The organism is Amycolatopsis sp. MtRt-6 (genome assembly GCF_017308975.1).
Taxonomy (GTDB): domain Bacteria; phylum Actinomycetota; class Actinomycetes; order Mycobacteriales; family Pseudonocardiaceae; genus Amycolatopsis.
Genome location: NZ_JADWPD010000032.1, coordinates 40,835 through 55,182 on the forward strand (window position 1 = coordinate 40,835; position 14,348 = coordinate 55,182).

The 14,348-nt window shown below is 70.4% G+C and carries 13 protein-coding genes; all 13 read right to left on the reverse strand.

Features of this window, described 5'->3' with window-relative positions:
- Positions 1 to 57: 57 nt before the first annotated feature.
- Entirely contained in the window at positions 58 to 1,359 is a 1,302-nt protein-coding gene (locus I4Q55_RS38600) for an NAD(P)/FAD-dependent oxidoreductase (protein WP_206795395.1), read from the reverse strand.
- Positions 1,352 to 2,227, reverse strand: a complete 876-nt coding sequence (locus I4Q55_RS38605; protein ID WP_206795397.1) for an SAM-dependent methyltransferase — start codon at positions 2,225 to 2,227, stop codon at positions 1,352 to 1,354. Before I4Q55_RS38605 ends, I4Q55_RS38600 begins: the two co-directional genes overlap by 8 nt.
- A complete protein-coding gene (locus tag I4Q55_RS38610) occupies positions 2,224 to 3,261 on the reverse strand; it encodes a C-terminal binding protein (protein WP_206795399.1) in 1,038 nt (345 codons plus the stop codon). The genes I4Q55_RS38605 and I4Q55_RS38610 overlap by 4 nt, the downstream gene beginning before the upstream one ends.
- Positions 3,262 to 3,285: 24 nt before the next feature.
- On the reverse strand, positions 3,286 to 4,449 hold the full coding sequence (locus I4Q55_RS38615) for a phosphonoacetaldehyde reductase (protein WP_206795401.1): 1,164 nt from the start codon (positions 4,447 to 4,449) through the stop codon (positions 3,286 to 3,288).
- Positions 4,427 to 5,287 (reverse strand): isocitrate lyase/phosphoenolpyruvate mutase family protein, encoded by an 861-nt coding sequence (locus I4Q55_RS38620; RefSeq protein ID WP_206795403.1) that lies wholly within the window; start codon positions 5,285 to 5,287, stop codon positions 4,427 to 4,429. The genes I4Q55_RS38615 and I4Q55_RS38620 overlap by 23 nt, the downstream gene beginning before the upstream one ends.
- The gene (locus tag I4Q55_RS38625) at positions 5,284 to 6,681 is read right to left on the reverse strand and encodes a hypothetical protein (protein ID WP_206795406.1); all 1,398 of its coding nucleotides are present in this window, start codon (positions 6,679 to 6,681) and stop codon (positions 5,284 to 5,286) included. Before I4Q55_RS38625 ends, I4Q55_RS38620 begins: the two co-directional genes overlap by 4 nt.
- Before the next feature lie 30 nt (positions 6,682 to 6,711).
- A complete protein-coding gene (locus I4Q55_RS38630) occupies positions 6,712 to 7,971 on the reverse strand; it encodes an aminotransferase class I/II-fold pyridoxal phosphate-dependent enzyme (protein WP_206795408.1) in 1,260 nt (419 codons plus the stop codon).
- 7 nt (positions 7,972 to 7,978) lie between these two features.
- Complete coding sequence (locus I4Q55_RS38635; protein ID WP_206795411.1) at positions 7,979 to 9,352, reverse strand: aldehyde dehydrogenase family protein; 1,374 nt, start codon at positions 9,350 to 9,352, stop codon at positions 7,979 to 7,981.
- A gap of 6 nt (positions 9,353 to 9,358) precedes the next feature.
- On the reverse strand, positions 9,359 to 10,240 hold the full coding sequence (gene bcpA / locus I4Q55_RS38640; protein ID WP_206795413.1) for a carboxyvinyl-carboxyphosphonate phosphorylmutase: 882 nt from the start codon (positions 10,238 to 10,240) through the stop codon (positions 9,359 to 9,361).
- A 28-nt stretch (positions 10,241 to 10,268) separates the two neighbouring features.
- Positions 10,269 to 11,579: a CMP-5'-phosphonoformate--3-phosphoglycerate phosphonoformyl transferase gene (locus I4Q55_RS38645; protein ID WP_206795415.1), complete on the reverse strand. Its 1,311-nt coding sequence runs from the start codon at positions 11,577 to 11,579 to the stop codon at positions 10,269 to 10,271.
- Entirely contained in the window at positions 11,572 to 12,126 is a 555-nt protein-coding gene (locus I4Q55_RS38650; RefSeq protein WP_206795416.1) for an adenylyltransferase/cytidyltransferase family protein, read from the reverse strand. Before I4Q55_RS38650 ends, I4Q55_RS38645 begins: the two co-directional genes overlap by 8 nt.
- Before the next feature lie 4 nt (positions 12,127 to 12,130).
- Positions 12,131 to 12,835: a helix-turn-helix domain-containing protein gene (locus I4Q55_RS38655; protein WP_206795417.1), complete on the reverse strand. Its 705-nt coding sequence runs from the start codon at positions 12,833 to 12,835 to the stop codon at positions 12,131 to 12,133.
- A 209-nt stretch (positions 12,836 to 13,044) separates the two neighbouring features.
- Entirely contained in the window at positions 13,045 to 14,256 is a 1,212-nt protein-coding gene (locus I4Q55_RS38660) for a hypothetical protein (protein ID WP_206795418.1), read from the reverse strand.
- Positions 14,257 to 14,348: the final 92 nt, after the last annotated feature.

The window sequence follows — 14,348 nt, forward strand, 5'->3', positions numbered from 1 at the left end:
GCAGCGGGGCCTGCGGGCAGGAAGCGGCGCGAACCGATCGGGTGCCCCGCCGCACCGTCACCCGGCACCGTCGCCGCCGAGCGTGCGGACGGCACGGCCGAGGTGCCGCCGGTAGACACCTGCGTCGACGGCCAGCGCGTGGCGTGCGGACCCGACGTACCGCAATCCCCCGCTGAGCGGGGGCCGTTCCCGGACCAGGCTGTCGAGCCGCGGATCCTGCCGGTCCTGCGCACGGAGCACCGCGGCGGCCAGTGCCGCCTGACCCGCCAGCAGCGGCGCGGCCGCCGCGTTCGCCTCCAGCATCCCGATCACGAACAACCCGGACAGCCCGGGGTGCACGACATTGAGCCAGAGGTCCGGGCGTTCGCCGTGCCACCGGAACAACGCCGGATCGAGGAACGGGAAGGACACCCGGTACCCGGTCGCCGCGATCACCGTGTCGAACGGCAGGCACCGCCCGTCCGTGAACTCGACGCGGTCTCCCGCGAACGCGCGGACGTCGGGCGCGACCGTCACGTCGCCGTGGGCGAGCAGCTGGAGCAGCGTGCTGTTCACGATCGGGTGACTGTCGAGGACCCGGTGATCCGGGCGCGGCAGCCCGAACCGGCGGAGGTCACCGACCACGGTTCGCAACAGGGCCTGGAACACGAGCTGTTCCAGTCGCTTCGGCAACCGCGGACCGCTCTCGGCGATCACGTCGACCGGTTTCCCGAACATGTGCTTCGGGATGAACCAATAGCCGCGGCGCAGGCTGATCGTCGCGCTGCGCGCGTCCCGCGCCGCGTCGCTCACGATGTCGACCCCCGAGTTCCCGCCACCGATCACGAGGACGCGTTTCCCCCGCAGCTGTCCGGGACCGGTGTACTCCTTGGCGTGCATGAGCTCGCCGTCGAAGGTGCCGGGCCAGGACGGCATGCGCGGCTCCCATTGGTGACCGGTCGCCAGGACAAGCGCCCGGTAGCGGCGTTCCGCCTCACCCGCGGCGGTCCGCACCGACACGTGCCACCGTCCGTTCGCGCGCAGCTCGCCCTTGACCACCTCGTGCCCGGTCCGCACCAGCGGAGTGACACCCGTGTAGTCCGCATAGGACCGGATGTAGGACAGGATCCGGTCGTGGCGGGGGTAGTCCGGGTAGTCCGCCGGCATCGGGAAGCCGGGGAATCCGGACACCGTGCGCGAGGAGATGTAGTGCGCGGTTTCGTACATCGGCGTGCCGGGGTTCGCGATGTCCCAGATGCCGCCGACGGCCGAATGCCGCTCGAGTACCTCGACCCGGTACCCGGCGCCGCGCAGTGCGGCGGCGGCCGCGATGCCGGACGGGCCGGCGCCGACGACGCCGACCGGCATGTCCTCAGGCACTTCCGCCGCCCGCCTTCTCCGCGAGCACCACGGAAATCCATTCCTCGGCCCGCTTCGCCGCCGGTTTGGCGCTGCCGTAGCGGCGCCCCAGCTCGGGCATCGTCAGGTGCTCGACGACTTTCAGCCCTCGCGAGCCCAGGAGGTCTTCGACTTCCGGAGCGTCCCACCTCGAGTGGTACGGTTCGCCGCGCGCGGCCGTCCACGAAGTCGCGGCCGCCCCGCCGGGGTAGTCGCCGGTGTTGCGGGCGATGTAGTCGTGCACGAGCAACCCGCCTTCGGACAGCAGGTCCGACATCCTGCCGATGGTCGCGGCGGCCGCGCCTTCGTCGAGGAACATCGCGACCGCCAGCCAGACGAACAAGGACCTGCGCGCCGCGTCGTAGCCCGTCTCCCGCAGCCCCGCCGCCATGTCGTCCCGGCTCAGATCGCACGGCACGAAGGTGATGCCCGAGGCGTCCATGCCGTGGCGCTCCAGAACGGACTTCTTCATCCGCTGGGTAGCCGGGTGGTCGACCTCGAACACCCGCACCCGGTCACGCAGGTCCAGCCGCAGCGCGGTGGTGTCGTAGCCGGCCCCCACGAAGACGATCTGCTCGAGGCCCCGGCCTGCCTCGCGCTCAATGACCTCCTCGACGAAGACCTGCCGCAGGATCACCCAGCTGATCACGCCCGGGAACCGTTTGTCGTACCAGTCGAGGGCCCGGGTCGCCACGAACGGGAACCTCGACAGGGCACGCCAGTGCGGGCTGGTGACGAAGCACCGGGCGTACCCGTCGTCGAGCAGGCTCTGGGACGCGGGTCGTGCGGCCTCCGCGGCCCGCACGGCCGCGGCCACTTCAGCGGTCCGGCTCGGCTTTCCTGGGATCATGCCTTCAGTCCTTCCTCTCCGGTGAGCCGGCCGAACGGGGCGGGACGGCCGGTCTCGAGGACGTACCGGACGCCTTCGGCGACCCGGCGCCGCGAACTCGCCTCCGACTCGGCGGAGAGGAACGCGCGGTGGGAGGTGACGACGACGTTCGGGAGCGCGACGACCTTGGCGAACCAGGGGTCGTCGTGCGGGTTCTCCGGGGCGAACACATCGAGCCCGGCCCCGCCGAGCCGCCCCGACGACAAGGCGCCGTGCAGCGCTTCCGGCTCGATCAGTGCGCCGCGGGCGGCGTTGACGAGCAGGGCGTCCGGGCGCATTCCCGCCAGGGCCTCGCGGTCGATCAGGTGCCGTGTCTCGTCCGTCAGGGGGCAGTGGAGCGTCACGACGTCCGATTCGGCGAGCAGCTCCGCGAACCCGGCGGCGCGGACGCCGTAACCCTCGACGAGGTCGGGATGCAGGTAAGGATCGTGGGCGAGGACCTCGCCGTAGAACGGACGCAGGCGCTGGGCGACCGCCTTCCCGATCCGGCCGAAGCCGATCACGCCCGCCCGCCGCCGGCGCAGCCGCCGCGGCACGTTACCCGCGTAGATGTCGAACCGGCCGCCCGCGAGGCCGTTGTGCTGAGCAACGATTCCGCGTTCGAGCGCGAGCAACAGCGCCATCGCGTGAGTCGCCACTTCATCCACGCAGTAGTCCGGGACGTGGAAGGAGTGGACGCCCCGGTCCCGCAAGGCTTCGAGGTCGAGGTTGTCGGTGCCGACGCCCTGCCGCGCGACCACGCGGAGCGCCGGCCCCGCCGCGTCGAGCAGCTCGGCCGTGACCCGGCAGCGGTAGACCGCGAGCGCCGCGACCCCGTGGACCGCCTCGGCGAGCGCGGCACCGGACGTCACGTAGCGGCCACCCGAGGTGTCCCCCAGTTCCAGCCGGACGGCCGACCCGTACACGGCGTGTTCGATCGCCGCCGTATCCGGTTCGGCGCGCCCGTCCACCAGCGCCCAGGGCGGATCGGTGTAGAGCACGACGGGAGCAGCCATCGCGTCCTCCTCGGTTTCGTCGGGTTACCGGAGGCGCGTCACCAGGTCGAGCAGTGCCGCGCGGCCGAGGCGACGGGGATTTCCGGCGAGCCTCGGCGAATGCGTTGCCGCATCCACCAGCCGTGGCAGGTCTGCGGCCCTGACGCCGAGGTCGGCGAGGCGGGTGCGCAGGCCGGTCGCGGCGACGAGGCCGTCCAGCCGGACACGCGCTTCGCGCGGCGTCCGCACGCCCAGGAGCTCCTGCAGTTCCCCGATCCGGGCCCGGACGAAGGCCGCCCCCCGCGCATCGTTCGTGTCACCCGGTGTCACGGCCGCGTTGTGTTCGAAGACCGCACCGAGGAACACTCCGCAGGCGTGCCCGTGAGCCACCCCGAAGTCCGTGGTCAGGGCATACGAGAGTGCGTGCGCTGCGGTCGTCTGCGTGATCTCGATGGCGCGCCCGGCCGACAGCGCCGCACGGCACAGCGCCTCTCTCGCCGACGGCCTGGTGCAGGCCGGCACGAGGTGGTCGACGACCAGGGGAATCGCGGCGGCCGCGTGGGCTCGCGACTGCGGTGTGGACGCGACGCTCCAATACGACTCGACGGCGTGGCACAGCACGTCCATCCCGCAACTCGCGGTCAAGGCGGCCGGCGCGCTCCAGGTCAGCTCCGGATCGACGACGGCGAGATCGGCGCCGAGAAGGCGATGCCGGAGTGAAGACCTCCGTCCGTCGACCGTCGTCACGGCGATCGACGTCGCCTCGCTGCCGCTGCCGCCCGTGGTCGGAACCAGGACGAGCAACGGACGGTGCACGTCCGCGAGCGGCCGTGTCCCATCCAGGTACTCCTCCGGCGGGCCGGGCTGCCCAGCGAGGGCCGCGACCAGCTTGCCGGCATCGAGCACACTGCCGCCGCCCACGGCGAGAACCGCGTCGGTCCCGGACCCCCGCAGCGCCGACGCGGCGGCCGCGACGAATCCGGCGGGCGGGTTGGGCGGCACGGGCCGCCAGTGCCACACCCGGATCCCGGTGAGCGCCTTCCGCAGCCGGTCCGCCGCACCTGACCGCCGGTACGAACCGGCACCGGTCAGCAGCAGGCAGGACCGCACCGAGTGCCGGGTGAGGAAGTTCCCGAGCCGGTCCAGTTCCCCGGCGCCGAACCACACCTCGGCCGAGGCGAGCACACTAGATCGAAATCCGGCCGACATCGCCCATGCCCTGCAGTTCGAACAGCTCTCCCAGCGGGGCGATGCGGGACTCGACCGAAGCGGTCGTTCCCCGCTCGCGTACCTCCGCCAGCGTGGTGGACATCGCCCGCACGGCGGCCCTGATGGCGTGGTTGGCGTAGATCACCATCTGCACGCCCGCCGCGGCCAGTTCCTCCACAGTGGATTCGTAGTACGTCGTGGGCACCACGACGATCGGTGCCCGGCCGTCCCATTTCCCGAGCATGGCCAAGACCTCGTCGGCCGTCCGGGCCTTGGAGTGCACCAGGACGGCGTCCGCGCCCGCGTCGGCGTACGCTTCGGCACGCCGCAGCGCCTCGTCGACGCCGCGCCCGGAGATCAGTGCCTCTGTCCGCGCGATGAGCAGGAACTCCTCGGTCTGCTGGCTGCCCTTGCCTGCCTTGATCTTCTCGCAGAACTCCTCGACGCTCTCCAGCGCTTGACCTTCGCCGATGAAGCTGTTCAGTTTCGGGAACCGCTTGTCCTCGATGCAGACGGCCGCGATGCCCTCGAGCTCGTACCGGCGGACCATGTACGACACGTTGGTGCTGTTGCCGAAGCCGTTGTCGCAGTCCGCGATGATCGGGATCCGCACCGAGTAGTTCATCGCACGGGCGGCTTCGAGGTACTCCGACATCGTGACGATGCTGGCGTCCGGAACGGCGTGGCTGGTCGAGATCTCGAAACTCGATGCCCAGACCGCGTCGAACCCCGCTGCTTCGACCAGCCGGGCACTCAGGCCGTCATGCGCGCCCGCGGCCACGACCGTCCTTCCCGCCTTGAGCTCGTCACGCAGCTTTCTCGCTTTGTTCGGGATCATCCTGCTCCTCCAGCGGATGTCGCTGCCCGCGCCGGGTTCCGGCCGCGGGGGTCGTACCATTGCTCGTCGTCGGTCACCAGCCGCCGCACCGCTTCCGCACCGACCGCGGAGGCCTCCAGCAGGGCGTCACCGCAGACCTTGCCGCCGATCCTCAGCACCAGGACGGTCCCCGGCCGTCCCGGTGTCACGACGCCGAACCGGTGCGGCACGAACGGTTTGAGGTACGCGGAATCGCCGGCCGCGAGCTCGGTGCGGTCCGTCCGGCCGCCGTGGTCCCAGCTGAACCGCACCGGTTCGGGCCCCAGGTTGTACAGGTACGTGTGCAGCCCGGCACGCAACGCCGTCTCGCCGTCACCGAGCACTTCGATCCGCAGTCCGCGGGAGTTCGGGCACACCAGCGTCCCGGCGAGCTCGGTCACCCGGTAGTCCGGCCGCCGGTCGTCCGGATACGACCAGGCGCGGGCGTCGGCCGCGCGGACGATCCGGACACCGTCGGTCTCGTCCGGCACGACCGGCAGGAGGTCGCGGACGTTGACCCGCAGCGCGCCGGCCAGCACGGCGAGTTCGGCCTCTGACGCCTCGGCATCGCCGGACAGCAGTTCGTCCAGGCGCTCGGCCGTGAGCCCGCTGCGGCGCGCCAGCTCGGCGGGTGGAACGCAAGCGTTGTCCAGGTGAGTCCGCAGCAGAGCGGCGGCGGCGTGCGGGAAGTCCGCGCTGTCCAGCGCGTACTCCGCGGCCAGGTCCGGCCCCAGCGCCGACAGTTCGTGCTGGGCGTCACCGAGCAGCCTGCCCCCGTACGTCAGCGCGAGGATGAGCGCGGGCTCTCCGTTGCGGGCCGCGAAACTGTGGGGTGCGTAGGGCAGCCCGGAGACCGAGTCGCCGGTCTCCATCGGAACGCAGTGCCGGACGCCTTCCCATTCGTAGTAGTAATTGACCGATCCCACGAAGTAGGTGAACTGGTTGAGGAAATGACCGTTGTTCCATTCGACGTCCGGGTTTTCCGGGTCGTTGTCGCCGACGGGCTGGATCATCCGGATCCATTCCGGGCGGAACATCGAGACCCGGCTCATCGCGGTGTCACGGTATTCGTAGTAATCCCGTCCGCCGCGACGCAGGACACGGCTGGTCGCCGCCGACTCGGCCGCGCGCATCACGCGGACACCGGCCGGAGCGTCGTCGTGCACGGGGAAGAAGTCCCGCTCGTTGACCGGCCAGGTCCGGACCGCGCGCGCCAGCTCTTCCGGCGAGAGTGCCCGGCGTCCGCGCAGGACTTCCTCAACCGCAGGCAGTGGGATGCCGAGTTCCCGCGCCGCCGATGCCGGATCCCGTTTCAGATCATTGAGCACCGAGCGGAAAAGCACACTCGACCGGGTGAGATAAGTCGATTCGTTCACGACGAATGTCCTTTGCGCATCTTTCCGAGACTAGGGCGACTTGGTGAGCGCGTCCATGGCGCTTCCGGCGCACACACTGGACGATTCTGCGGTGATTTTCGCGTAGGCGGCCGGGAGGGCCTCGATCGTGCGCTCGACGTCGTCGGGCGTGTGCTCGGCGGTGGGGATGAGCCGGAGCTGCACCACCCCCGGCGGCACCACCGGGTAGGTCACCGCCGAGCAGAAGATCCCGAACTCTTCGCGCAGCAGCTCGAGATAGGCCAGTGCCTGTTCCGGTGTCATCCGCAGGAACACCGGTGTCACCGGGCTGGCGGTCTCGCCGATGTCCAGCCCTTCGGCCCGCAACCCGTTCTGCAGCGCCCCGGCGATCGACCAGCACCGGGCACGCAGCGCCCCACCGGACTCGATGACCCGCAGCCGCGTGCGGTTCCCCGCCACGATCGGCGCGGGGAGCCCTTTCGAGAACACCTGCGACCGCATGGTGTAGCGCAGGTACCAGATCAGGTCGGCGGGACCGGCCACGAACGCGCCGATGCTGGCGCCCGCCTTCGCGAACGTGGCGAAGTGGAGGTCGACCTCGTCTTCGACGCCCTGAGCCTCCGGGGTGCCGCGCCCGTCGGGTCCCATGATCCCGAACCCGTGCGCGTCGTCGACCAGGAACCGGAAGCCGAACCGCTCCTTCAGTGCCACGATGTCCCGCAACCGGCCCTGATCACCCGACATGCCGAACACGCCCTCGGTGATCACCAGCACGCCCTCGGCCTGCGACCGGCGCCGCTCGACCTGCTCGAGCACCTTTTCCAAGCGGCCGATGTCGTTGTGCGGGAACGAACGCGCGTGGGCACCACTCAGCCGGATCCCGTCGATGATGCAGGAATGGCAGTGGGCGTCGTAGACCACCCAGTCGTGGCGCCCCACCAGGATGTCCACCAGCGACACCATGCCCTGGTAGCCGAAGTTCAGGAAGAACGCCGCGGGCTTGCGGACGAAGCCGGCCAGCTCGGTTTCGAGTGCCTCCAGGTCATCGGTTTCACCGGACATCATGCGCGACCCCATCGGCGCGGCGAGACCGTACTTCAGCGCCGCTTCCGCGTCCGCACGCCGGACTTCCGGGTGGTTGGCCAGCCCCAGGTAGTTGTTGAGGCTCCAGACCAACCGGGTCACCCCACCGAAGTCCATCCGGCTGCCGATGTCGCCCCGCAGCTTCGGGAAGGTGGCGATCCCGTGCGTGCGCCCGGAAAGCGCGCTGAGTCCCTCGTTGCGGCTCACGGCCTTCTCGAAGAGGTCCATCCCCTTGTCATCCCTTCCCCGCCGCGCCGAACCGGTACGGCATCGTGAGTGTCTTGGTGACGGTCATCGCCCTCATGGCGAACCGGATGCCTTCGCGTCCGATCCCGCTGCCCTTCACCCCGCCGAACGGGATGTGCGGGGAGTCGAAGTGCGGTCCGTCGGCGAGGTTGACCGTGCCGACCCGCAGCTGTCGTGCCACCCGCAGGAACAGGTCGACGTCGTGGGTGAGGACCCCGGCCTGGAGTCCGTAGCCGGTCGAATTCGCGAGCGCGATCGCCTCGTCCGGATCGTCGAAGCGGATGACCGGCGCGACGGGCCCGAAAGTCTCCTCGACCACGAGCTCCGCGTCCGCCGGGACGTCGTCGAGCACCGTCGGCTCCACCAGCGTCCCCTGCCTCCCCCCGCCGTGCAGCAGTTTCGCGCCCTTCCCCACCGCGTCTTCGACCCGGCGCGTCACCCGGGCCGCCGCCTCTTCGCTGATCACCGGCCCGACGTCGGTCTCCGGGTCACCGGGGTCACCGAACCGCTTGGTTTTCGCGCGCTCGACTATCCTGGCGACCAGCTCGTCCGCGATGCCGGCCTGCGCGAGCACCCGCTTGACCCCGCGGCACGACTGCCCCGCCGTGGCGAACGCCCCGTCCACCGCGAGGGCCGCGGCGGTCGCGGGATCCGCGTCGGCGAAGACCACGAGAGGGTCGTTGCCGCCCAGCTCGAGGAGCACCGGCTTGCCCGCGGCGGCGAGGGCCACCGCCCGTCCCGCTCGCGGCCCTCCGGTGAACGTCACCATGTCCACCAGCGGGCTCGCCGCGATGGCGCCGCCGACCGTCTCGGGTTCGCCGGTGACCACCGCGACCGTGCCGTCCGGCAGCCCGGCCTCCTCGAGGAGCCGGACGAACAGCAGTGCGGTCAGCGGGGTCTTCTCGGACGGTTTGAGGATCACCCGGTTACCGGCCGCCAATGCCGGGGCGAGCTTCACGACCACCTGATTGAGCGGCCGGTTGAAGGGCGTGATCGCGCCGACCACCCCGGCCGGTTCCGCGATGGTGACAGCCAGCTTGCCGACGGCGCCCGACAGGGGTATCGCCTCCCCGGTCAGCCGTTCCGCCTCCGCGGCCGCCACCTCCAGGTTGCCGGCGGCCCGGTCGACCTCCCGGAGCGTCTCCTTCCGGCAGACGCCGGACTCGGCCGTGATCAGGTCCGAGAACTCGGTACGGCGGCGGCGCACCATCCCCGCGGCCACGGAGAGGACCGCCGCCCGGTCACGGGGGCTCGGCGGCTCTGCGGTCAGGGCGGCGATCTCGTCGGCAACCTGGTCCGCGCGGTATTCCGCGATGGTGGCCAGCCGTTCCCCGGTGTAGGGATTCCGGATGACGGTCCCCATCGCCGGTTACCGGTCCCCGCGAACGAAACGCTCTTCGAGCTGCGCGAAGCGGCTGTAGTCGAAGACCTCGAACAGCTCCTCGAACGTCATCGACAGCCCCATCCGCTTCCAGTAGTCCTGGGTCGTTCCCTTCGTCTTGAGTTCGGCCATGACCTGGCGCAGCACCGAGGCGGCGGCCATCCAGCCGGACAGGGGATAGATCACCACGTTGTAGCCGATTGCCTCGAGCTCCTGGGAGGTCAGCCACGGCGTCTTGCCGCCCTCGACCATGTTCGCCAGCAGCGGCGCGTCGATCTCGTCCCGGACCCGCTTCAGCTCGTCGACGCTGAGCGGGGCCTCCAGGAAGACGCAGTCGGCGCCGGCGGAGAGGTAGACCTTCGCCCGGCGGATCGCCTCGTCCATGCCGAGCGCCTCGCGGGCGTCGGTCCGGGCGATGAGGGTGAAGTCGGGATCCTCTCGCGCCGCGACGCAGGCCTCGATCTTGCCGGTCATTTCTTCGACCGAGATCAGGCGCTTGCCTTCCAGGTGCCCGCACCGCTTCGGATTGACCTGGTCCTCCAGGTGGAAGCCGACGATGCCGGCGCGCTCGAACTCGCGCATGGTACGCCAGGTGTTCATCGCGTTCCCGTAGCCGGCGTCCGCGTCGCAGATCACCGGCAGGCCGGTGCACAGCACGATGTTCTTCGCGTGCTGTGCCATTTCCGGGATCTGGGTGAAGCCGAGGTCCGGGAAGCCCAGGATGCTGGCCGAACTGCCGGATCCGGTCATGTGGATCGCGTCGAAGCCGGCCTGGTCGATCACCCGGGCGGACAGCGCGTCGTACGCGCTCGGCACGACCAAGATCTCCGGTGCGTTCAGCATTTCCCTGAACCGTCGCGCACGTGACATGATGCTCCTTTTCTTCGTGGCCGGGCGTTCAGACTTGGTGGGCACCTTCACGGGAAGCGACCGAGCGGCGGCAGCGCGCCAGCCAGGGCAGCAGCTGGTCCGCCCGTTCGACGGGCAGTCCCCCGCCGGCCGCGGCGACCTCGTCGAACCGGTCCGTCGAGTCCCGCGGGACACCGCGGCCGCAGGCCAGCACCGGCACCCGGTCGTCACTGTGGATGCCGAGGTCACAGGGGGTCGCGTGGTCACACGTCACCACCACCGTGTCGTCCGGGGCGAGGAAACCGGCCAGTGGACCGATCAGGTGCCGGTCGATGGCCTCGATCGCCGCGACCTTGTCGCCGGGCCGGCCGTCGTGCCCCGGTTCGTCGGGACCCTTGACGTGGACGAAGACGACGTTCTCCGCCGCCGCGGCGAGGTCCGCGGCCAGCTTCGGGTAGTAGCGGGAGAGGTCCTCGTCCGGTCCAGGGGCCGTGTGCGTGAACCGGGCTCCGAGCAGGCGGGCGAGCGCGCGCTCGGCGGGGATCTGGCCGAAGAAGCCGAGCCGCATCCCGTCGGGCAGCCCCGGCAGCACGGGCAACGTGTCGCCGCCGTCCCGGAACAGCAGCAAGTTGGCCGGACGGCGACCGGCAGCGCTCCGGCGGCGGTTCACCGCGCTCGCCCGCAGGATCCGGGCCGTCTGGCCGACCAGGTCGTTCACCAGTTCCGCGGTCAGCTCGGCAGCCGGATCCGCGACCAGCGCCCGGCAGCGCAGCGGTGCGCCGGCCGCCCTGGCGTCCGGAACGCCGAACGGTCCTTTCCGGACGAACCCGGGATCTGTGTTGCACACCAGCCCGGACAGGCCGGCGGACCGGCTCGTCACCGCGACGATGCCCCGGTGCCTGCCGTACGCTTTGAGGCCGAACCGGAAGTCGCCCGGCAGGTGCACGCCCGCTCTCAGCTCACCGGCGAGCGTCTGCAGTTCTTCGTCGGTCAGGTCACGCGAGGTTCGCCGGTCCAGGCGCCCGGTTTCCGGATCCTGGCTCGCGAAGTTCACCCGGAAGGCCACGCTGGAGCCCTCCGAGTCCCAGAAGTCCGAGCCGTATCCCTCCAGCGGGCCCCGTCCGGTGTAGTACCGCCGGGGGTCGAATCCCAGCAGTGCCATCGCGCCGGAGTCCGATTCCGGGGTGATCCCGGCGTCGATGACGGTGACCAGCCCGGTGGTGCCCGCAGCAGCCAAGCCGTCCAGCTCCGGCGTCGCGGCGGCCTCGAACGCCGTGCGGCCGCCGAACTCCGCCATGGGGCGGTCCGCTCCTCCGCACAGCGCCACGACGTAGGTCTTCCCGCCGGCCGGTTCAGACATGGGTGCTCCGCAGGTTCCGCGTGGTCGATAGTCCTTTTAGGACAGCAGCGACACCGGCCGGCACGAGGTCCTGCCAGTCTTCCCCGCCCGCCATCCGGCGGCGGATCTCCGTTCCCGACGTCACTTTCTTCCTCCGCCTCCAGAGAACTTCACACCGCAACCCCTCGGCGGTGAGCCGCCGGAGCTTTTCTTCACCCCAGGCGTCGTAGATCGTGATCAGGTGTACCGCGTCCGGCGGCACGTAGAACCGGAGCAGCCGCGGTGTGCTGTGCGGGAAGGGCACGATGCGGAACCGGCTCCTGGGCACCCCCGCCCCCACGAGCGCCGCGTCGACCATCAGCTGGCGCTCGTAGAAGGTGAAGGGATTCGCTTCCGGCCGGTGCCGGCCGGGCTGCGTCGGCTCCTCGACCACGGCGTCGCTGTCGGGGTTGGTGATGCCGACGATCAGTTCGGCACAAGCCGCCTTGCCCGCGAGCAGGTATTCGAGGTGCCCGACGTGCAGCGGCTGGAACCGGCCGTGCACCACGGCGATCGGATACACGGCCATCCCCTCAATTCCGGTAGCGGGCGGGCGTGTGCCCGGTCCGCCGTCGCAGCACCCGGCTCAGGTGGGACGCGTCGGCGAACCCGGCTTTGCCGGCGACGATCTCCAGCGTGTCGTCCCGGTCGCGCAGCAGGCACTTCGCGACCTCGACGTGCACACGCGTGACGTAGTCCCGGACGGTCATCCCCGTGCGCAGCTTGAAAAGGTGCGACAGGTAGGTGCTCGACAGCCCCGTCTCCGCCGCGATGGTGCCGACGGTCAGCCGATCGCGGTACCGGCGTGCGACGAAGTCGATCACGCGCCGGACGTGGCCGTTGCGAAGACCGGACGACGGCTGCGCGGGAATCAGGTTCGCGACCGTCTCGGCGAGCCCGACCACGTCGCGCCGGAAAGCCGTTTCACACCAGGGGATTCCCCGGAAGTGGTGCGACAGCTGTTCGGGGGCGCCCGCGTCGAGCACGACGGGACGACCGCGCCGGGCGTGATCACCGGTCACCGCAAGATGCAGATCGCTGTCCGCGCTCGCGGCCCTGCCATCGACGAGCAGCACGTCCGGCCGGCGTTCGACGATGTGCCGGGCCGCGACGTCTCCGGTGCCGGTGATCCGCACTTCCGCGAAGTCACCCAGCAGCGCGCCGACGGCCGCGCACCGGCCGATGTCGGGGCCCACGATCAGCACCGTCGGCGTCCCCGCGGTGAAATCGCTTCCCACGAAACCGCTTGTCAGCTCAGGACGTTCCCGCTCCGTGGCCAGCATGTGGTGCCCCATTCCCCCGGCTGAGTAATCGATCTCCCCACTATCGTTGCTTCCAGTACACCTTGTCTTCACCCAGGCGACCAATGTCGTTCACTTCGTTCGTGGAGTGCCCGCACCGGACCACGATCATCGGCGAGTACCGGGCACGTCCGGAGTGGAGGCGGTCAGGCCACCGGGAGACCCTCGCGGAGCTGGATTTCCAGCCGGACCAGCTGGTTGTACTTCGCCATCCGGTCCGCACTGGGACCGCCCACCTTGATGAACTCGGCGGCCAGTCCCACGGCGAGGTCGCAGACCCCGCAATCCTCGGTTTCCCCGCTGCGATGCGACACGCACAGGGCCATGCCCATCCGGCGCGCGGCCCTGGCCGCACGGATACCGCGGGTGAGCGTGCCGCATTGGGTCAGTTTGATCACCGCGCAGGTCGCCAGCTCACCCGACATGCGGCGCTCGTCGGTGGCGAAGAGGTCGTCGCCGCACAGGTATTGCCCTTCGGGCAGTTGCCGGGAGAATTCCTTCCACGACACCACGTCGGCCGGATCGAACGGATCCTCGAGGTAGCGAATCGGATGACGCGCACTCAGCCCCGCCAGCAACTCGCTCAGTTCTTCCCCTCGCAGGAGCCGGTCACCGACCGCGTAACGCGCGCTGCTCACACCCCCTCGCCGCAGGTGCTCGGCAGCGACATCCACCCCGATCCCCACGTCTTCGCCGGGGAACCGTCGTTCGATCACCGAACTGAGGTGTTCCAGCGCCTGCCCGAAGACCAGTCCGCGCATGCGCAATCCCCCCGCGGACGAGTAACCGCAGTCGGCGTACCGCGCCCGCACGAGGGACTCGATGTCCTCGTACACGGCCAGCGCCAGCCGCAGGTTGTCGGGCAGGGAAGCCGCCGCCGGGGCGACCATGATCTCCTGGAACGGCATCTGCGGGTCACCGCTGTGGATCCCCCCGCTGAAGACGTTCACCAACGGGCTGGGCACTTTCGGGCGCGTCGCGCCGATGCCGGAGATGTACGTGCTCAACGGCACGCCTTCCGACGCGCAGCGTGCGCGCGCGAAGGCCATCGACAGCGCCACTTGAACGTTGACGCCGGCTCCGGCAATCCCATCGAGGATCTCGTCGAACCTCTTCTGGGAACTCGCCGGCGCACCGGTGAGCCGGTCCCGCACGCCCGCGTACACCGGCAGGTCGTCGAGCGCGCCGAGCGCCGTCACGTCCACCCGAGCGCGTTCCCGGCGCCCGGGCGCGATCGCGACGGGCGCCGACGCGACACCGGTTGCCCCGTCGTCGAACCGGATTTCGGCTTCCACGGTCAGGTTCCTGCGCGAGTCGAAGATCCCGCGCAACACCACGCTGTCCACGTACTCCGCCATCTCGGCAACCCCCGTCCGCTTCGGCTCCAGCCGATCCGGTGGCCGGAGTCTGCTGGTGACGTGAAGTTACCGGCGAAACTCCTCCCCGCGGC